This is a genomic window from Methylosoma difficile, from assembly GCF_054657615.1.
In genome coordinates, this window is record NZ_BAAHYJ010000002.1 from 238,372 (window position 1) to 258,684 (window position 20,313).

Annotated in this window: 15 protein-coding genes; 10 read left to right on the forward strand and 5 right to left on the reverse strand. The window is 48.9% G+C overall.

What is annotated here, in order from left to right:
* Positions 1-66 precede the first annotated feature (66 nt).
* From ACYQ1O_RS06540 to ACYQ1O_RS06580, 9 genes are all read left to right on the forward strand, one after another.
* Complete coding sequence (locus ACYQ1O_RS06540; protein ID WP_459990856.1) at positions 67-792, forward strand: proteasome-type protease; 726 nt, start codon at positions 67-69, stop codon at positions 790-792.
* A gap of 11 nt (positions 793-803) precedes the next feature.
* Positions 804-1,541: an N-formylglutamate amidohydrolase gene (locus tag ACYQ1O_RS06545; protein WP_459990857.1), complete on the forward strand. Its 738-nt coding sequence runs from the start codon at positions 804-806 to the stop codon at positions 1,539-1,541.
* Between the two features lie 452 nt (positions 1,542-1,993).
* On the forward strand, positions 1,994-2,818 hold the full coding sequence (locus ACYQ1O_RS06550) for a transglutaminase-like domain-containing protein (RefSeq protein ID WP_459990858.1): 825 nt from the start codon (positions 1,994-1,996) through the stop codon (positions 2,816-2,818).
* 398 nt (positions 2,819-3,216) lie between these two features.
* Positions 3,217-3,420, forward strand: coding sequence for a hypothetical protein (locus ACYQ1O_RS06555; protein ID WP_459990859.1), 204 nt, complete (start codon positions 3,217-3,219; stop codon positions 3,418-3,420).
* A 387-nt stretch (positions 3,421-3,807) separates the two neighbouring features.
* Entirely contained in the window at positions 3,808-3,999 is a 192-nt protein-coding gene (locus ACYQ1O_RS06560) for a hypothetical protein (RefSeq protein ID WP_459990860.1), read from the forward strand.
* Between the two features lie 503 nt (positions 4,000-4,502).
* Complete coding sequence (locus ACYQ1O_RS06565; protein ID WP_459990861.1) at positions 4,503-5,348, forward strand: oxidoreductase; 846 nt, start codon at positions 4,503-4,505, stop codon at positions 5,346-5,348.
* Positions 5,349-5,356: 8 nt separating this feature from the next.
* The gene (locus ACYQ1O_RS06570; RefSeq protein ID WP_459990862.1) at positions 5,357-6,340 is read left to right on the forward strand and encodes a zinc-dependent alcohol dehydrogenase family protein; all 984 of its coding nucleotides are present in this window, start codon (positions 5,357-5,359) and stop codon (positions 6,338-6,340) included.
* 52 nt (positions 6,341-6,392) lie between these two features.
* Entirely contained in the window at positions 6,393-8,756 is a 2,364-nt protein-coding gene (locus ACYQ1O_RS06575) for a phosphoketolase family protein (protein ID WP_459990863.1), read from the forward strand.
* Positions 8,757-8,848: 92 nt separating this feature from the next.
* A complete protein-coding gene (locus ACYQ1O_RS06580) occupies positions 8,849-9,883 on the forward strand; it encodes a class I fructose-bisphosphate aldolase (RefSeq protein ID WP_459990864.1) in 1,035 nt (344 codons plus the stop codon).
* A gap of 37 nt (positions 9,884-9,920) precedes the next feature.
* Here ACYQ1O_RS06580 and ACYQ1O_RS06585 read toward each other — a convergent pair whose 3' ends face one another.
* The 5 genes from ACYQ1O_RS06585 to ACYQ1O_RS06605 all read right to left on the reverse strand — a co-directional run bounded on the left by ACYQ1O_RS06585 (position 9,921) and on the right by ACYQ1O_RS06605 (position 15,785).
* Positions 9,921-10,664: an L-dopachrome tautomerase-related protein gene (locus ACYQ1O_RS06585; RefSeq protein ID WP_459990865.1), complete on the reverse strand. Its 744-nt coding sequence runs from the start codon at positions 10,662-10,664 to the stop codon at positions 9,921-9,923.
* A 311-nt stretch (positions 10,665-10,975) separates the two neighbouring features.
* Positions 10,976-13,255 carry a tetratricopeptide repeat protein gene (locus ACYQ1O_RS06590; RefSeq protein ID WP_459990866.1) on the reverse strand — a complete coding sequence of 760 codons (2,280 nt, stop codon included), beginning with the start codon at positions 13,253-13,255 and terminating at the stop codon, positions 10,976-10,978.
* A 529-nt stretch (positions 13,256-13,784) separates the two neighbouring features.
* The gene (locus tag ACYQ1O_RS06595; protein WP_459990867.1) at positions 13,785-14,342 is read right to left on the reverse strand and encodes a LysR substrate-binding domain-containing protein; all 558 of its coding nucleotides are present in this window, start codon (positions 14,340-14,342) and stop codon (positions 13,785-13,787) included.
* A gap of 67 nt (positions 14,343-14,409) precedes the next feature.
* Positions 14,410-15,111, reverse strand: a complete 702-nt coding sequence (locus ACYQ1O_RS06600; protein ID WP_459990868.1) for a VIT1/CCC1 transporter family protein — start codon at positions 15,109-15,111, stop codon at positions 14,410-14,412.
* Positions 15,112-15,128: 17 nt separating this feature from the next.
* The gene (locus ACYQ1O_RS06605; protein WP_459990869.1) at positions 15,129-15,785 is read right to left on the reverse strand and encodes a BON domain-containing protein; all 657 of its coding nucleotides are present in this window, start codon (positions 15,783-15,785) and stop codon (positions 15,129-15,131) included.
* Between the two features lie 729 nt (positions 15,786-16,514).
* On the opposite strand from ACYQ1O_RS06605, the gene ACYQ1O_RS06610 reads away from it, so the two are divergent.
* Positions 16,515-20,132, forward strand: a complete 3,618-nt coding sequence (locus ACYQ1O_RS06610) for an HAD-IC family P-type ATPase (protein WP_459990870.1) — start codon at positions 16,515-16,517, stop codon at positions 20,130-20,132.
* The last annotated feature ends 181 nt before the right edge of the window (positions 20,133-20,313 follow it).

The window sequence follows — 20,313 nt, forward strand, 5'->3', positions numbered from 1 at the left end:
TACCAACCCCTAGCTTTGTTCAATGATGCGGGCTTGGCTTTTAATGGATGATTGGGATACGTTTTTATGACTTACTGTGTAGGCATCATGCTCGACACGGGGCTAGTATTTGCCTCGGACTCACGCACTCATGCGGGTGTTGACAATATCGCAAGCTTTTGCAAGATGACGGTTTTTGAACGCGCAGGGAATCGGGTAATCGTCTTATTAAGTTCGGGTAATCTCGCGGGAACACAGGCGGTCATCAGCCTTTTGAAACAACGTAATGAGAAAAATGATGTGCCTAATCTCTGGGGCGCAGATTCTATGTTTGAGGTGGCCATGCGGGTATCGGATGCAATGCGCGATGTAGACAGGCGTGACGGCCAACATTTAGCGGCCAGTGCGATTAGCTTTAATGCATCATTCATCGTCGGCGGTCAAATTAAAGGCGAGCCACAGCGCCTGTTTCGGTTGTATACACAAGGCAATTTTATCGAGGCCAGTTTGGAGACGTCGTATTTCCAAACCGGCGAAACCAAATACGGCAAGCCGATTATTGATCGGGTGATTACGCCGGCGACTTCTTTAGCCGATGCCATCAAATGTATTTTGGTTTCTTTTGATTCGACGATGTGCAGCAATTTATCGGTCGGTATGCCGATTGATTTGCTTTGCTATCAGCACGACAGCCTAGAAGTGAAAATGCGGCGGCGTTTTGAGATGGGCGATAGCTATTTTAGCGCGTTGGGCAAGCGGTGGACTGATGGTACACGTCAAATACTGGGCAATATACCTAACCTGAATTGGTAAACCCGCCAAGTATGCAAGCTGCAAACACGACGTCCTATAAAAATGTTGGCATCGTCATTACTTGCGAGCATGGCGGCAATCAGATTCCTGAGCTTTACCACGACTTGTTTAAAGACCGTCAAGCATTGTTGTATACGCACCGAGGCTTTGATTTTGGTGCGCTGATGATGGCAAGGGAGCTGGCTGATGCTTTTTCTGCCCCCTTGGTTTCTTCCCATATTAGCCGTCTGTTGGTTGACTTGAACCGGTCTGTCGGTCATCCCAATTTGCATGCGGATTGGGTTGCCCATCGGGCAACGGATCTACGCGAAAGCATTTTGCAGCATTATTACCATCCTTATCGCGGGCAAGTGGAGCAATTGGTCAGGCAGGCAATAGCCGAACAGGGCCAGGTCATCCATCTTTCTTCGCACAGCTTTACGCCTGAATTGAACGGCGTCCGCCGCACAGCCGATGTTGGCCTGCTTTACGACCCGGCCCGATCAGGCGAACTTGGTTTTTGCAAGCATTGGCAGTGGGCACTGAAAGCCTGCGCGCCCGAGCTGGTTGTCCGCCGCAATTATCCGTATCTCGGCAAGAATGACGGTTTAACGGCTTGGTTTCGGCAGCGGTTACCGGCATCGGCTTATATCGGCATCGAGCTGGAAATTAACCAACACTACGTTATTTCAGGTGGGCAGCAATGGCATGACTTGCGTAAGGCTATCATCGAATCGTTGCAAAACGTGCTGATAAGCCAGAGTTGGTAGCTTTTTAGCTAACTGATTTTACGCAGACATTTCCTGCGATATAAAAACAGATGATGAGTCACTATCGCGACAGATTGTTAATCGGGTTCTCGCACCCGAAGGCGAGCTACTTTCTTTTGCGCCGCCTCGGCAACTGCTCCTGCGTTGCTCTACCTCCTGCATCCATACAGTCGAAAAGAAAGTAGCCAAAGAAAAGGCGGCCCTGTTGCCGCTTCATCCTGCGCTCCTCGGTTTTGTCGGGGGTCAGCAGAGAGGGCTTCCTGCCCTCCTGCTGACGCGCGGCATCCTTGCCGCGCCCCTTTATACCCTTCGGGTATGCGGGCTTATCCCGACAAAACCTGCGGTGTTCGGCGCGGCAAACGGGAGAAAAATATGTTAATCAATAGCGAATCAAAAAAACCACTCAGCACGGCAAAGTTTAAGCATTCAGCCGTTAATCAAGGAGCATCCGCATGATAAAAATCCACTTAGGCTACGAAATCATTTACGACTGCCTCCAGCCGACGCCTATGATCCTGACTTTAAACGTCCATCACAGCCGCGTTGCAGATTTCATTATTCCAGACAAGTTGGTGACCGACCCACCGATACCCATTACCGCTTATCATGATACCTACGGAAATTGGTGCAGCCGCATTGTTGCTCCGCAAGGGCTGCTGAGATTGACCTCATCATCACTCATAAAAGATGACGGAGAACCCGATAGAGTGATGCCGCAAGCGCGGCAAACGCCCGTGGAAGCGCTGCCCGACAATACGCTGCTATTTTTACTGGGTAGCCGTTATTGCGAGACCGATCGCCTTACAGAAGCGGCTTGGCAATTGTTCGACAAAACCCCAACAGGATGGGGGCGGGTGCAAGCGATCTGCAATTATGTCAATCAACACATCAGTTTTGGCTATCAACATGCCCGACGTACCAAAACGGCCTGGGAAGCTTTTCATGAACGCACCGGCGTTTGCCGCGATTACGCGCACCTTGCCATCGCCTTTTGCCGCTGCATGAATATCCCTGCCCGCTACTGCACTGGCTATTTGGGCGACATCGGCATTCCTGCAAACCCAGACCCCATGGATTTTGCCGGTTGGTTTGAGGCTTATCTTGATGGGCAATGGTATACCTTCGATGCCCGCAACAACACGCCGCGCATCGGAAGGGTGTTGATAGCACGGGGTCGTGATGCCGCTGATGTCGCCATCAGCTCCACTTTTGGCCCCAATACCTTAATGAAATTTATGATTCGAACTGACAAAGCCAATGAGCTGGGGTGCGTTTAACCCAAGCCCCACGCCAACAGTTGCTTGCCAAGTATTCGAATTGGGCAGTCAGAAGAACCTTTAGCGCTTCTGACTAAGTCCTGAAAAGATTGTCACCGCAAAACGTAAAACCCCGCTTTAACCTAGAAAATCCTCAAAACACCATCAAACAAGCCAGTGAAATGTTCGGTAGTTCAGAACATAGATACCGGCAATAGTTGGCGAAATTCTTGCCAGAAGCTTAAAAACCAACCTTATTTGTATTGTAGAAAATGCAACGTTTTGGTATGCAAAAGAAAAATCGGTATAAATCATTAAAAAGTTATGGCAAGCTGTTGGCGTTTTTTTGCTTCAATATGAATGCCTAATTAATGCAGGTCAAATTACTACCGTAAATACAATTACCCAATGAGGATTTTATGAAAATTCGTGAATTTTTAACCGGATTGATATTTTTTTCACTTTCGGCGATGTTATCTCCGGCTAATGCTGATATTGCTTCCGGATTGGTTGGATACTATCCACTTGATGGCAATGCGAAAGACCAATCCGTCAGTGGAAATAATCGTGTGATATACGGAGCCATTCCAACGACTGAATCATTATGCGTTCGGATGCGTTGAAAATCGTAATATCTACCCTTTTCAAGAAAAAGCCATTATCACACTGAGTGTTTTTTTATGCACTTTTGGTTTTTTGCCTAACAAGATAATACAATCAGTCATTGAAACGTATTTACGTCCGACCACTGACGGCTTTGAAATTATTTATTTAAATAATAGATTGTTGCTATTTTTTTAGCTGCCAACCCTTTACAAAAATTTCAGGTTAAATTAAATATGATCGCAATGGTATTCACCTATATTTGTTATTTTTTATACGCATTAATGGTTTTTGCAATAATATACAGCCTTATTATTTTTTTCAGAGATTTATACCGTTCACTTAGGGATTTAAACAAAATTAGCGTATTTTTATTTATGTCAGCATTCATACTCCCGGTGCTAGTTATGTCTCTCGGCATGTTGGCTATAGCTATTGACGAAATTATGGGGGTTGATATGGGTAATGGTGTCTTTGCTGGATTAGGTTCGATTATTTTTATTTCCATCATTATCAGTTTAATTCTTGTTTTTTTGGGTTTTTGTATTAATGGATTAAATTTTTTATTCAAAAAAATAATTAAAAATATTAGACGGTAGATTATATTTATACAGTATGTAACAGCTGCTTTTACGTATTTTGATGGGCGTTTGCATTCATTAAACCATGCTCAAACTCGACCATTTTTTGAGGGGTAAGTGTGGATTCCATTATTGGCTTGGGAAAACCGAATTTTAGAATTAAGCATTTTTAATGCTGCATTGGTTCGGTGACGTACAGAAAAAATTTTCCGCAATGGGTATTTTTAGCCTCAACAATAGGGAGCATTCAGTATCTCCCTCTTCAGCATATTTTCTTATTTATTAATTTTATCAACGGCTTGTAAATAGAAGGCAGGGTAGGGTTCTATCTTGTCCGCGCCTTCTTTGGTTTCGTCATCATCAGGGTTATTTCGTTGATGATAATTAATTTCTAGCAGGACATTGCCATTCAGAGGACGGTCGTTAATTTGCCAATCTAGGTATTCAAGGATTCATCAACAAAAAACTGATTCGCGTTGATGCGATTAACGCATCCGCATAACCCACAAGGATAAACAGCAATGACAACAAATAACGAAAGCCCCGTTTGGTTTATTACTGGTTGCTCCACTGGCTTTGGGCGCGAGCTTGCCAGCCATGTGTTAAAACTCGGCTACCGCACCGTCGTGACCGCGCGTCATCCTGATGATGTGAAAGATTTGGCAGAATTAGGCGATGCTTTGGTGCTTAAGCTCGACGTGACCGATCACGTTCAAGCCGAAGCGGCAATCAAAGCCGCCGAAGATGCTTTCGGGCATATTGACGTTTTGGTCAACAATGCGGGCATCGGCTATTTCGGCGCAGTGGAAGAAAGCGAAGAAGACGAAGTGCGGAAAATGTTTGATGTTAATTTCTTTGGCTTGTGCCGGATGATTCATGTGGCTTTGCCAACCATGCGAAAACGCCGCAAAGGTTTTATCGTCAATTTATCGTCCATTGCCGGACTGACCGGATTGCCATCTTTAGGTTATTACAACGCCACAAAATTTGCCGTCGAAGGCTTGTCGGACGCGCTGTCACAAGAAGTCGAACCCTTGGGTATTAAAGTGATGGTAGTTGAACCCAGCGGTTTTCGTACCGATTGGGCAGGCCGTTCAGCCAACGAAAGCAAGCACATCATTGACGATTACGCGAAAACCGCAGGCAAATGGCGCAAAAATATCCGCGCTATTTCTGGCAAACAATCGGGCGATCCGATACGCGCCGTCCATGCCATTGTGCAAGCGGTCGAATCCGATAATCCGCCGCATCATTTATTATTGGGTAATGATGCTTTCGAAGGTGCAAAAGCCAAACTCGCCAGTTTGCAAAAAGAATTTGCTACGTGGGAAACCGTCACGCGCGGTGCTGATTTTCCGAAAACTTAACGCTTATCATGTTTGCTATGGTGTTAAAGCAAGCCCATGCCGCGTTGGAATGGACAGAACTGCCGGATCGGCAACCGCAATCCGGCGAAATTCGCGTCAAAGTGCTGGCTTGTGGCGTGTGCCGAACCGATTTGCACGTCCTTGATGGTGAATTGCCTAATCCCATTTTCCCCATTATTCCCGGACACGAAATTGTCGGACGCGTGGAAGCCATCGGCGCTAATGTTGACGGTTTTCACATCGGTGATCGCGTCGGCATCCCTTGGCTTGGACATGTTTGCGGCAGTTGCCCTTATTGTTTGGCGCAGCACGAAAACCTCTGCGACCAGCCCTTGTTCACCGGGTACACCCGCGATGGCGGCTTTGCCACCAAGGTGATTGCCGATGCCCGTTTTGCTTTCCCTTTGGGTGAAGTCGGCAGTGATATAGCCTTAGCGCCGTTATTGTGTGCAGGCTTGATTGGTTGGCGTTCGTTGCTGAAGGCAGGTAAGGGGAAAAAGCTGGGGCTTTACGGCTTCGGTGCAGCGGCGCACATCGTCGCGCAAATCGCCAACTGGCAAGGCCGTTCGGTGTTTGCCTTTACCCGAACTGGCGATGTGGCTGCACAAGATTTCGCCAGACAACTCAGCGCGGTTTGGGCGGGCGGTTCGGAAGAAACGCCACCAGAACCTTTGGATACCGCGATTATATTTGCGCCAGTCGGAGAGTTAGTTCCGCTGGCCTTAAAAGCCGTCCGCAAAGGCGGGCGTGTAGTCTGCGCTGGCATTCACATGAGCGACATCCCCAGCTTCCCCTATCAGTTATTGTGGGGCGAGCGGCAAATTGTGTCAGTCGCCAATCTCACCCGCCAAGATGGCTTGGACTTCCTGCGCCTCGCCCCCCAGATGGGCATAGTCACCCAAACCACCGCTTATCCACTTCAACAAGCCAACCAAGCGCTTGCCGATTTACGGGCAGGTCGGTTTGTGGGGGCGGCGGTGCTGGTGCCGTAAATTCGAAGTTAGCGATATTCAACACTTATCAATCGGGAAACTAACATAAATCATGAAAACGGACACACTCACACCCGAAATGCTCCACAAAATAGATGCCTATTGGCGCGCTTCTAATTATTTGTCGGTCGCCCAGATTTATCTTTTCGACAATCCTTTGTTAAAGCGACCGCTCTTGCTTGCAGACATCAAGCCCATGTTACTGGGACACTGGGGTACGACCCCTGGGCAGAATTTCATTTATGTGCACTTGAATCGTGTTATCAAAAAATACGATCTCGACATGATTTACGTCTCAGGGCCCGGGCATGGCGGCCCGGCAGTCGTCAGCAACACCTATCTTGAAGGCACTTACAGCGAAATCTATCCCGACATCAGTCAGGATGAAGCGGGGTTGCAAAAGCTTTTCCTTCAATTTTCCTTTCCGGGCGGCATTCCCAGCCACGCCTCGCCGGAGTGTCCAGGCTCGATACACGAGGGCGGTGAACTGGGCTATTCGCTCAGCCATTCGTTCGGTGCGGTATTCGACAATCCACAGCTCATTGTTGCTTGCGTGGTCGGAGATGGCGAGGCTGAGACGGGGCCATTGGCGACCTCTTGGCATTCGAACAAATTTCTCGATCCTGCCACCGATGGTGCAGTTCTGCCCATCCTGCATCTCAACGGTTACAAGATAGCCAATCCCACCGTGTTCGCACGTATTGAGCCGGAAGAGCTGGATCAATTTCTGCGCGGCAACGGTTGGATACCTTATTACGTCGAAGGGCATGACCCGCTGTTGATGCACGAAGCGATGGCGGCGACACTGGACATGGTGGTGGCAGACATCCAACGCATCCAGCACGAAGCCCGCGTCAATGGCAACAGCATGCGCCCGCGCTGGCCCATGATTGTCCTCAAGTCACCGAAAGGCTGGACGGGGCCGAAATGGGTGGACGGCCTGCAAATTGAAGGCACTTTCCGGGCGCATCAAGTACCGCTTTCCGATCCGTCTACGCATCCCGAACATCTAACGCTGTTAGAGAGCTGGTTGCGCAGTTACCGACCGGATGAGCTGTTCGATACCCACGGAAAACTAAAGCCAGAACTGGCTGAACTTGCGCCCAAAGGTGACCGCCGCATGGGCGCTAACCCTCATGCTAACGGCGGTCTGTTGTTACGTGACTTGGTCATGCCCGATTTTCGTCACTATGCCGTTAACGTACCGTCGCCCGGATCCGTTAACGCTGCAGACGCCCATGAACTCGGTGTGTTTCTACGCGATGTCATCAAACTCAACCGCGAGCAGCGCAATTTCCGAATTTTCGGTCCAGACGAAACCTTATCCAACCGCCTTGGTGCGGTGTTTGAAGCGACTGAACGTCAGTGGGAAGCCCGCACCCAAGATAACGATGAGTTTCTCGCCCATGACGGTCGGGTGATGGAAATGTTAAGCGAGCATCAATGCGAAGGTTGGCTGGAAGGTTATTTGCTGACGGGTCGGCACGGCCTGTTCAATTGCTACGAGGCGTTTATCCATATCATCGATTCGATGTTCAACCAACACGCCAAATGGTTGAAAGTGACCAAAGGGCTTGCGTGGCGCAAGCCGATTGCCTCGCTGAATTATCTGCTTGCTTCGCATGTTTGGCAGCAGATGCACAACGGCTTTACCCATCAAGACCCTGGTTTTATCGACCATGTCGTCAACAAAAAAGCCTCGGTCGTGCGCGTATACCTGCCGCCAGATGCCAACTGTCTGTTGTCGGTCTGGGATCATTGCTTGCGCAGCCGCCATTACGTCAATGTCGTGATCGCAGGCAAGTATCAAGCCCCGCAATGGCTGACAATGGAGGAAGCTATCAAGCATTGCACCGCCGGTATTGGTATCTGGCAATGGGCGAGTTGCGACATCAACAGTGAACCCGATGTGGTCATGGCTTGCTGTGGCGATGTGCCGACACTGGAAACGCTGGCTGCCGTATCCATCCTGCGCGAGCATCTGCCTGATCTAAAAATTCGCGTCGTCAATGTTGTTGATTTAATGAAGTTGCAGCCGCAACTCGAACATCCTCATGGTTTAAGCGATGAGGCTTTCGACGCGCTTTTCACCAAAGATAACCCCGTCATCTTCGCCTTCCATGCCTATCCGTGGCTAATCCATCGACTGACTTACCGTCGCACGAATCACGACAATATTCACGTCCGTGGTTACAAAGAAGAAGGCACGATCACTACGTCCTTTGATATGACGGTGCTAAATGATCTGGATCGCTTTCACCTGGTCATGGATACGATTGACCGAGTTCCCAAAGTTGGCGAAAAAGGCCGTTTGCTTAAAGAGCAACTGAAAGCCAAGTTGATCGAACACAAGCAGTACATCAACAAACATGGTCAAGATATGCCGGAAATCCGTAACTGGAAATGGAAAGGGTAAACGACTGGGGCTGTCTGCTGAAACAGCTTTGCCAGTTCGCCAATACGATAGGCTTTTAGCTCATCCATTAATTATCATTTACGGAAATATCAATGATGCGCAAACAAACGCTGATAGATACCGCAAGGACATTGGTCGCCGACGACAAAGGTTTATTGGCGATGGATGAAAGTAATCCAACCTGCAATAAGCGCTTTGCCCAGTTGGATATTCCCCAGACCGAGGAGGCGCGGCGCACTTGGCGCGAATTGATTATCACAACGCCCAATCTGAGTGACAGCATCAGTGGTGCGATTCTCTATGATGAAACAGTCCGCCAGCACCATAAAGACGGTACGCCGTTTGTCAAAATTCTCATTGATGCAGGCATCATTCCTGGCATCAAAGTGGATACGGGTGCAAAGGCTATGGCGGGTCATCCTAGGGAAAAAATAACCGAAGGATTGGATGGTTTACGCGAACGTTTGGCTGAATATGCACAAATGGGTATCCGTTTTGCCAAGTGGCGTGCGGTGATTGCTATGGATGCGGGCATTCCCAGTCGGGCTTGTATAGAAGCCAACGCGCAGGCATTGGCCCGTTATGCCGCGTTGTGCCAAGAAGCGGGCTTGGTGCCTGTCGTCGAGCCGGAAGTGCTGATGAACGGCGCGCACACGCTAGCGCAATGCAGCAAGGTAACAGAGGAAGTCCTGAGAACGGTTTTCGACCAGCTTTACATACAAGGGGTTATGTTGGAGGGGATGATCCTAAAGCCTAATATGGTGGCGCCGGGAATAACTTGTTCCCAGCAAGCCACGATGGATGAGGTAGCTGATGCGACGGTGAATTGTCTCTTACGGGCCGTTCCTGCCGCAGTGCCGGGGATTGCATTTTTGTCAGGCGGACAAGCCGCTGAAGTGGCTACGGCCCGTTTGAATGCCATGAATGCAAGATTCAAATCCCAACTGCCTTGGGCGTTGGCGTTTTCATTTGCCCGCGCCATCCAGCAACCCGCTCTGGACATGTGGATTGGCAAACCGGATCACGTCATGGCAGCGCAACACGTTTTGTATCACCGGGCAAAATGCAACCAAGCGGCGCGGCGCAGCCAATACGATGTCAAGATGGAAGAGGATGCTCAAGCATGACCTACCGACTCTCTAAAGCCTTTCGATTTGCCTTTCATTAATCCGCCGCTTTTATTCGATACAAGCTAAGGCCGTGCATAGGCCCAAAATAAACCCATTCATTATTCAAGTCTTCAGTAATCGGATTAACACCGATATGAGGCTTACTTAGCTTGCCTGAGTTATCCTTGACTTGAATAGCCACCTTGTCGATTATTAAATCGACATTTTCAGGAATCACGCTGCTATCTCCTACCAGTACACGCCTTAATTTGCCCGTTTTTAGGTTAACAACGATCAGGCCAGCATTCGCCCCGCCCGCCGGATCACTGATGACGATAATATTGTGGCGGGTATCAACGGCAAAATCATTAACAAAGGCATCCTTTGGCGCAATCGGAGCTGGCAACATGATGACTTGATGTAGCTTGTCCGCCTTAATATCCCAACCCACGAGTTTGGGCGTAACGCCACTACGCATACCATTATCCAACATCCACACGATCCCATTCGCTGAGCGAATGCCCAGCACAGAATCCAGTTTCATCGCCGCTTTTGAATCCACATCCGCCAACTCCCAATTCGGAAACGGCACGAGTGTGTTCTCTTTATATTCAACCACGGTAAATTTTGGCTGATAAAATTGATGCATACTCATAATGATCCGACCCGTGTCCGTTACAGTCACATTGCCGGGGCCATTATCAAGATTGGCGATGATATCGAAGTTTGATTTAGCGTCCACCCCAATCGCTAACAAGGATAGAACGCTAATGGCCACTAATTTAGGTAATGTTTTCATAAATATCTCCAACTAGAAAATGAATCAGTTAACACATTACGCTATCCAATTACGCGTGTTAAATGATGAATATTCATGGTGGTATTTATGAGTTTTATGATCGTGAAACGATACAGGCATAGATAAAACTATCCCAAAGCAGTCACTGGAAGATATTAATTAATGTCATATTGGTCGGCGGATGCCGACCCAAAAGTGACATTCAAAGCTTCCCCCTCAATATCGACTCCATTCAATGAGCTGCCGATCAACTAACCTGCCGTTGACGGTGCCTGATTGGGTAGTACTTAGTCGTCCGCTCCAACGGCTGATTATATGTCTTTGGCTATACACGTATGAGGATGAATCTTAAACTCCGCGCGTACTCTCTTTACTTCACTTGGCAAATGATTATTTCTAAGGCTGTTGTTCCAATCAGCTAATAGCCTGACGTCTTTATCTCCGCCAAGTAGTAGAGCTAGACGAAACTCATTTCTCGCAAGCGATCCTTTCCGAATGGCAGAGTAAACACGCCCTAATGTGTGATGCTTCTCCCAATCTTTCGCATCTAATAATACCGCACGTCTGGCTGCTTCAAGTGCGCGATCTGGTTTACCGATCCAAAGTAGGGCTTCGGCAAGACGCCCATATGCGCTTGATACATCGCTTTTTGTTCCGGGATCATCGATTTGGGCGCGCTCCGCCCATACATAAAATTCTTTAATTGCTTCCTGATCGTAGCGTCTACCCGCAGCATATATCCGCGAGATGATTTCGTTCAATATGTCGGCGGTATCCGATGAGAAGCGGAGAGCCCGCTCTTCGTTTTGGAACATTTGGATTGCCTCCTTCCGCCGTCCAAGCCGAACAAGAGCATCACCGTAGTTTCTGTAAATCATCGCCATATTCACTCGACTATCTTTTGCCACAAGTGTGGCCTCATAGGATTCTGCCGCTTCGCGATAACACCCTAGCTTTGATGAAATTAGGCCTGAAACTAGAAGTAGGGAGGCATTTCCAGGGTCAAGGGAGAGTCCGCTTCTTACAGCGGAAAGTGCTTCGTCTATTCGGTAGCTATTGAGAAGGGACAATGCCCAACAGGTATGACAGACGAGATTCTCACGGTCAAGCGACGCGGCAGTTGCAAAATACTGTGCAGCCTCCTCGAAGCGACCGAAACTTTCTAGCGTATTGCCAATATTCAGCTGTATGACCCCAGAGTCTTCACTTATCGCAGAGGCACTCTGCAGCAGCAGTAATGCTGCGCCGGCATTTTGTTTCTTGAGCTGAATAATTCCAAGATTGTTTAGTGCCGACGGGTATCTCGGATCGAGCCTCCTTGCAAGCTCAAAAAGCCGCTCTGCATTTTCCATATCTCCGTCCTGATAGCGAAGAACACCGAGAGCGTTGCTTAACGAGGCAGATGATGGTGAGTTTCCTTCAAGGCGTTTTATCACTGCTTCAATCGAAAGGCAGTTAGCCCTCACTTCGCAGTTTCTTGAGACACTGCGCGCGTGGCTGTCCGGTAGAGACTGAGCGTACAAGAGGGCAAGGTATGTGAGTGGCCTTTCGGAGTTTGCAGAAGATGATAAGTCATTGATCTCTTTGCTTAATAGAGACACCGCTTCGTACAATTTTGAATCGGCTATAAGCGCCTGCGAGAGCCTGTATATGACCAAGTCTCTGAAGCGAGGATTATCCTGGATGACAGATCGGTAGATAGCTGATGCTTCGGCGTAGGACTCTTTATGAAATGCGATGTCACCAAGGATGGTGCGAAGAAATATGTCATCTAGCCCGCCACGAGTTCGTCCTAGTTCTTGAATTATGGCTTTTGTCTGAGAGAAGTTTCTATCTTTTTCTCTGCGCTCCCGGGCAAACAGAGCGACAATATAATCTTCCGGGAAGAGCTGCTTCGCCAGCCATCTGGGGATCTCAATCAATAGCTCGTCGACAGTTCCTTTCGAAATGGTTGTAACCTCGTCGATACCTTTACGCCGAAGGCGCAACCGTGCCTCAAAGAGTTTTTCTTCGGTGCTAGTAAGTACAACTGATAGCCGATTATCTTGATGACCGAAAACGTGTCTAATGTAATCAATAGCCGCTCGTACCTTTGAGTCAGCAGCGGACGAAATTAGCTCCGGTATAGGCTCGGCGTGGTCGATAAGTAGCTTTTGCGTCGATGATGGGAGTGTCGGAAGTGCTTTTGTCTTGTTCTCGGACTGCAGTAGATAGGCAAGCTCAGCTGCAGGAAGTGCTTTCTGCGATTCAGCTTCAGCTTGCAGGGCGCGAACCCTGGCAGCCAACTCTGCAGCAAGAGTGGTAACCGAAACTCCGCTATTGGCAATTTGCTGGGATATTTCGGTGACATCTATCAAGATGTCATTTGAGAAAACCTCCCTTCCTATAGCAACTGTGGCAGCAAGTCCACCCACGAAAATAAGAATACTGAGGGCGATGGATCGTGCAGATTCAAATGACTCCTTGGCAATTTCGAGAGGATGCTTCTTCGGTTTGACTGTGTCTTCTTTGGCATTAACGGATAAGCCGATAAAGACTATCAATTCAGACCTCGACCCACGCTTGCGTAAAAGCGGACGGAATTGGCGCATGTGAAGACCTTTAACTAGTAATTAGATGTTTTCTGTACATCTACCAAAAAAATCATATTGGTGCAATAATTTTTTGAATTGCAGGATTTTTTCATTTCCGTATATCATCCAAACTGTGGCAATAGTTGTTTTAGGATAATATGGTGGCCTTTCCCACATCACTTAGTTAGGCATTCAAAGCTAAACTTAGTCTACGCAATATTCAGGAAACGTAGCAACGTAGCGCCGCTATTTTTATAAGCGGCTTAGGTTTTATCGGATTTTTGATTCACGCCAAATCATTGGCTGTAATGAGCTATTTCCAGTCATTGACAAAGGTCTGCTCTTTGTCAGCAATTAGCAGTCACCAGCCAACCAATCCCTATCATTGCCAACGGCTGCTTTTTACCAATAATTTAATATAAGCAAAAAGCTTTCTTTGGGCATCAGAAATGAAAAAGGTTGGTCAACGTTGATAATAATTCTGTCCCTTTGAGGTGATAAAACACAATAAATCATTTGTTTTACAACACCTTCCAGAAATCGTTAGTTATTGATGATGGGTTAATAATCTCGCCAAATGCAAAATTTTATCCCGCAACCATTGGTGGGCTGGGTCTTTATCCATTAAGGGATGCCAGATCATACATAAATCGTAGTCTGGCAGTTCGAAAGGGAGCGGGAATATGGCCAGCGGCGCAATCCTCGTAAACTGTTCGGCAATTCGATAAGGCAAGGTAAGAATCATATCGGTTTTGGCAACGATCAACGGTGCGGAAAGGAAATGCGGGACGATGAGCTTGATACGCAGCTCCAAGCCCAGTTCTGCCAATTTTTGATCGATGATGCCAACGTTACTGCCGGTTCGTGAAATAAGCATGTGCGGAACCGACACAAACTCCTCTAAAGAAGGCGGCTTGCTTAGCAATGAATGATCTTGTCTGACCACGTAAGCCATCTTGTCGCTAAATAAATATTCACGCTGCAAATGCGCTGGCGGGTTTAACACCGATTCAAACCCCAGCACCACATCTAAGCTACCGTTTTCCAATTGTGAAACGGGGAATGAAGCTTCCGTTCGCTTGACATGAAGATTACCCGGCGCCATTTTTTCAATATGGCCTGATAATCTTGGTTAGTCAGATAGATATTTCTAGCGGACAAATATGTTCAACTTAAACCACCGCCCCAAATAAGCTTCCAACACCCGCAGTAACAGCCATTGCCAGCGCACCCCAGAAAGTTACGCGCCCAGCACCCACCAGCCAATTTGCGCCGCCGACGTTAGCGGCAATTGCACCTAATAAAATCAAAAAAGCCAATGAAGTTCCTGCCACCCACGCGATCAAATTGGCGTCGGGGACGACAACCGTCACCGCCAGCGGCAACGCTGCGCCGACGGAAAAACTGGCAGCTGAAGCAAGTGCCGCTTGAATTGGTTTCGCGCTAAATGCTTCGGAAATGCCCAGTTCGTCGCGGGCGTGGGCAGCTAAGGCATCGTGGGCCATCAATTGCTTGGCGACTTGCGTCGCTAGATTGGGTTTAAGTCCACGTTGGATGTAAATCTCCGCCAGTTCGCGTTGTTCGGCGGTGAGGTTCTTTTGGAGTTCGGCGCGTTCGCGCTGCAAGTCTGCTTGTTCGGTATCGGCTTGGGAATACACCGACACATATTCGCCTGCCGCCATCGACATGGCACCCGCGACCAACCCAGCCACGCCTGTCACTAGAATGCTGCTATGGCTGGCATCGGCGGCGGCAACCCCGATTACCAAACTGGCGGTGGAAACAATGCCATCGTTAGCCCCCAAAACAGCGGCGCGCAGCCAACCAATTCTGTCGGTGCGGTGGCGTTCGGTGTGCCGGCGTAATGCAGCCATAGGAAATTAATCCGCGATCAGTTGGTGAAAACGATGTGATCTTTCACGTTACTGACTCCTGGCGTGTTCCAGGCGGAATGGATAGCCAAATACCGGTCTGACCAATTCAGGACTTTACCCGACAACGTCACCTCGCTGCCTTGGACGGCAACCTGGATATTTTGCGAGACATCTCTGGTACGGCGATTTAAGGCCGCTTCGATAATGGCTTTGATTGCGTTTGAGCCTATTTTGGGTTTCAGCTTGATGTTGTCACTCACGCCAGTCACGCCAGTGATATGGCGAATCGCCTCAATGGTCAATAGCCGTTGGTATTCCCATTCCACTTCGCCAGACAATTTCACCCAGCCATTTTCAATCATGATCTTAACGGCGTTTTCTGGCAAAAAGGTTTTCCAACGCAAAATATTTTCTACCGATTGGGCAATGTCAGCATCGCTGCGTACGCTCAATTCCGGTAGGACGGTATCCATATCAATCACTAAGGCTTTTACACCTGCAACCCGCTGCGCAGCAGTTTCGGCATTCCATTTTTCTGAATAATTGCTGACATGGCCTGTTAAGGTGACAACACCGTCTTTCACTTCAACGCCAATTTCCGCCTGATTAACGGCAGGATCAAAGCTAAGCTCTGCAATCACATCTTTTTGGACTTCTTTATCGGTTTTCATCATGGTTTTTTCCATTGGAATTGGGTGGAGCTGAAGCTTGCAGTAAAGTAAGGCGGCGGTCTGTGCGCTATTGCGCTTTTGTTGGCAATATTTAAATTCCTCCAAATTTTATGTACGCGATACTGCCATTGGCTATCGTTCCCACGCTCAAGCGTCACTGCCATTAAGTTAAGAATTAACATTATTTATCAATGTGATAGGCTGGATGTGTCAGGATTTTTCCGTTCGTGCCGAGCTTGTCGAAGCATGAATGGTTTAAGTCTCTGGTTCATATAATTTTTTTCCTTAACTTAATGGCAGTGACGCTCCCGCGTGGGAATGCCGCCGCTGACGCCCCAGCGTTGCGTTTCAGTAGTAAACAACGCTGGAGCGTTGTAGGATGAATTCCCACGCCGGAGCGTGGGAACTATAAAATGATTTTTCCGTTCGTCTTGAGCTTGTCGAAAGACGAATGGAAAAATCTATCCGCCTCAACACAAGCCGCTCATGCTTCGACAAGCTCAGTATTTATGCCCTTGGATACGAACGGATTGTGTTGCTTAAATTAACAACATCGGGTTTTTAACCCCTTGCGCCTTAAGGCTAAACCTAATGTACGCCACCGAACCGACTCTACTTTTCTTTGCCTTTAGAGTGACTCACTATGACAAAATCACACTGTTTTTCAGGAAAAATAACCAAGTCGTTGCAGAAGTTAAATAATGCTAAAGCGGCTAAGGCGGGGTTTTTTCAATGAATCCGGTACGCCCTGTTGCCGGGCAGCCAGCAGGCAAAACTTGGTACAGCCAGTCGCCCGACGAAATTTTAGTGGCGATGGGATCGTCGTCAAATGGACTGACAAACGCAGAAGCCAAACAACGCCTAGCCACTAACGGCCCGAACCAACTCAAAGAAGATCAGCGGATACGTCCGTTTCAAATCTTCCTTAATCAATTCAAAACTTTTATCACTTGGATACTCATCGCCGCTGGTGCTGTTTCTGGCTTTTTGGGCGAAGGCATGGATGCCATTGCCATCTTAGCGATTGTCATTTTGAATGCGGTCATCGGTTTTTATCAGGAATTCAACGCCGAGAAATCCATCGCCGCCCTGAAAAAAATGACCACGCCGCAAGCTAAAGTGCGTCGTGATGGTCGGGTTATGTCCATCATGGCCTCGGCGATTGTCACGGGCGACATACTCTTATTAGAAGCGGGCGATGTGGTCGCCGCTGATGCCAGGCTGCTAACTGCAGCATCTCTCAAGTGCATAGAAGCGGCATTGACTGGCGAATCCAAAGCCCAATCCAAAAATAGCTTAGCGTTAACCAAGGACGATATTCCGCTGGGCGACCGCAATAATATGGTCTTTATGGGGACTAGCATCGCTGTGGGTACAGGCACGGCAGTGGTGGTGGCAACGGCGATGGATACGGAATTAGGTCGGATTGCTGGTTTGCTGGTGGAAGCGGAAGCCGAACCCGGTACGCCTTTACAGCGCAAGTTAGATGCCTTCGGGCAGATTCTGGTTTGGGTGGCGCTAGGCATAGTCGCGCTGTTGTTTGGATTGGGTTTGCTGCGCGGGACGAAGCTGGTTGAATTGACCATGACTTCCATTAGCCTCGCGGTGGCTGCTGTGCCGGAAGGTTTGCCCGCGGTGGTCACGGTAGCGCTTTCGCTTGGCGTGTTGCGTATGGCTAAGCGTCGTGCGCTGGTGCGTAAACTGGCGGCAGTCGAAACCTTAGGTTCGACTAGCGTGATTTGCACGGACAAAACGGGCACGTTAACCGTCGGCGAGATGACGGTGCGGATGTTTTATGTGGCAGGTCGAAGCTATCAAGTGACGGGCGAAGGTTACGCGCCTGTCGGTGCAATCCTTTTTGAAGATAAGCCCTTGGAGGGACAAAACGCCATTGCGGTGCAAGAGTTGGCGACGATTATCATCGGTTGTAACAACGCCCATCTGGTTCAGGAAGATGGGTTATGGAAAACCCTAGGCGATCCAACAGAAGGCGCGTTATTGGCGGCAGGCGCGAAAGCGGGTGTTGATCGGGAGCGATTGGAGCGGGAAGCGCCTAAGCTATACGAAATCCCTTTTGATTCCGACCGCAAACGCAGTTCAGTCATCCGCCGAATGCAAGACGGCAAGCTGCGGGCGTTCGTGAATGGCGCACCTGGCATTCTGCTGGAACGCTGCACTTCCGTTTACACTGACTCAGGCATCCGTCCGTTGACCGAAGCGGATCGGCAACAAATTTTGTCACAAACCTCGTCGATGGCGCAGCAAGCCTTACGCGTGTTGGGGTCTGCGTACCGTGACAATCTTGACCAAACCGTGCCGACAGCTGAAATGAGTGCAGAGGCAGTCGAGCAAGATTTGGTGTTTGTCGGCCTGTCTGGCATGTACGATCCGCCGCGTAAAGAAGCCCAAGCCGCCGTTGCTCAATGCCGTGATGCCGGGATTCGCGTAGTAATGATTACTGGCGACCATCCGCATACCGCCATCGCCATCGCCCGTGAAATCGGCATTGCTAGCGTTGATGATTTGGCAGTTTCCGGCGTTGAGTTAGATAAGCTCTCCGATGCTGGCTTGCGTGATCTGGTCGCCAAAATCGCCGTGTATGCGCGTGTGACGGCGGAGCACAAATTACGGATTATCCGCGCTTGGCAAGCCAATGATGCCGTGGTGGCGATGACGGGTGACGGGGTTAACGACGCGCCTGCGATTCGTGGTGCGGACATTGGCATCACCATGGGAAAAACCGGCACAGAAGTGACCAAGCAAGCGGCGGATATGATTATCACCGATGATAATTTCGCCACCATTATTGCTGCCGTCGAAGAAGGTAGGGGCATTTATGACAACATCCGCAAAACCCTGCAATATCTGCTGGCGGGCAGTACGGGTGAATTGTTGCTGGTCGCGGTTTGCGTGATTGCCGGAATGCCGACACCGTTACTGCCAATCCATTTGTTGTGGATTAATCTCATCACCGACGGCTTGCCAGCACTGTGTTTGGCGACTGACCCGATTGACCGCGACGTGATGCAACGCCGCCCGCGTCACCGCTCCGAACAAATTACCGACGGCGGCTTTCTGCGTACCATGTTCTTAACGGGCTTTCTCACCGCTGGGGTCGCGTTTGCGGTTTACGCTTACGGCTTGCAGACCGGGACAACCGCGACGGCACGCACATCGGCTTTCGCGGTGTTGGTTTATGCCGAATTGTTACGGTCTTTTGGTGCGCGTAGCGAAACCAAGCCCGTTTGGCGTATCGCGTTGTTTACCAATACCAATTTAGTGATTGTCGTGGGCATTTCCTTTGGCCTGCAAGTGCTCAGCCAACATAACGCCATGTTGGGCAGCTTTTTGAAGACATCCGCCATGCCGTTAGACGATACCTTTTTGTTGCTGGCAATCGGCACTATTCCGTTGCTGGTGTTGGAAGCGGTCAAACTCGTGCAAAATGCGCGGTGGCAAAAAACCGCGCATTCACAAAATCATGCCAGCAAAGCTAAACCAAAATCCAGTCAAGGCTGGGCAATTATTAAGTTGGCGATGCAGAAGTTTTCGCAGATGGATGGGGCGCAGTCCGCAGCGGCGTTTGCTTACTATGCGTTTTTTTCCTTGTTTCCCTTTACCGTCCTGATTGTCAATCTTGCTTCGGCGTTTGATCGGGATCAGGCCAGCATTGAAGCCATTGCTTATCTTCAGCATTTCGTTCCCATTAATGGCGCAATGCAAACTTATCTTGTTGACACGATTTCCGGCGTGAGCGATGCGGGCGGTCAGGTCAGCATCGTGGCATTTCTGATAGTGATTTGGGCGGCAATGCAGTTTTTGACGACGTTGATTGGTGCCGCCAACAAGGCTTGGGGTGATGAAATAGCCCTAAGATGGCACTTGCCTTTTAAAGATATGAGCTTGTTAGTCGTTTTGGTCGGTTCGGTGCTGTTAATTATCCTAATTCCCATCCTGACGAAAATAATCATGGTCTGGCTGTTTTCCGCGAATGGGAAGCGTGATTGGGCTTATCTACTCGGAAACTATTTTTTTCCTACTTTAATGGTGTTTCTTGGTTTGAGCGTGTTCTATCGACTGGCATCGGCTCGGCTTATACGCTTTAGCGAAGTGTGGGGCGCGGCATTATGCACAACACTGCTTTTACAATTGACTGAAATTATTTTTGCCATTTGCCTGGAAAAGCTACCCTTATTAAACGCGGTTTATGGTGCGTTTGGTGGTTTCATGTCCTTGCTGATTTGGATTTATCTCGCCGGTGGCATTGTTATCTTCGGTGCTTGCCTGTGCGCCGCGCAAACAGAAATACGGCTAACTTCACGGCAAGCCATTCCGGCAATCCCCAAATAATAGGCTGTAAAACAATGGCAACTGACGTGCAAACATACGAATCTCTGCAAAATATCGATGCGTATTGGCGTGCGGCGAACTTTTTATCGGTAGGTCGGGCTTATCATTAAATCCTTGTCACACTTTAGTGGAATGACCGTATTTCATTCACGAGGTTGGCGAATTGGTCTATTCTCTAAGT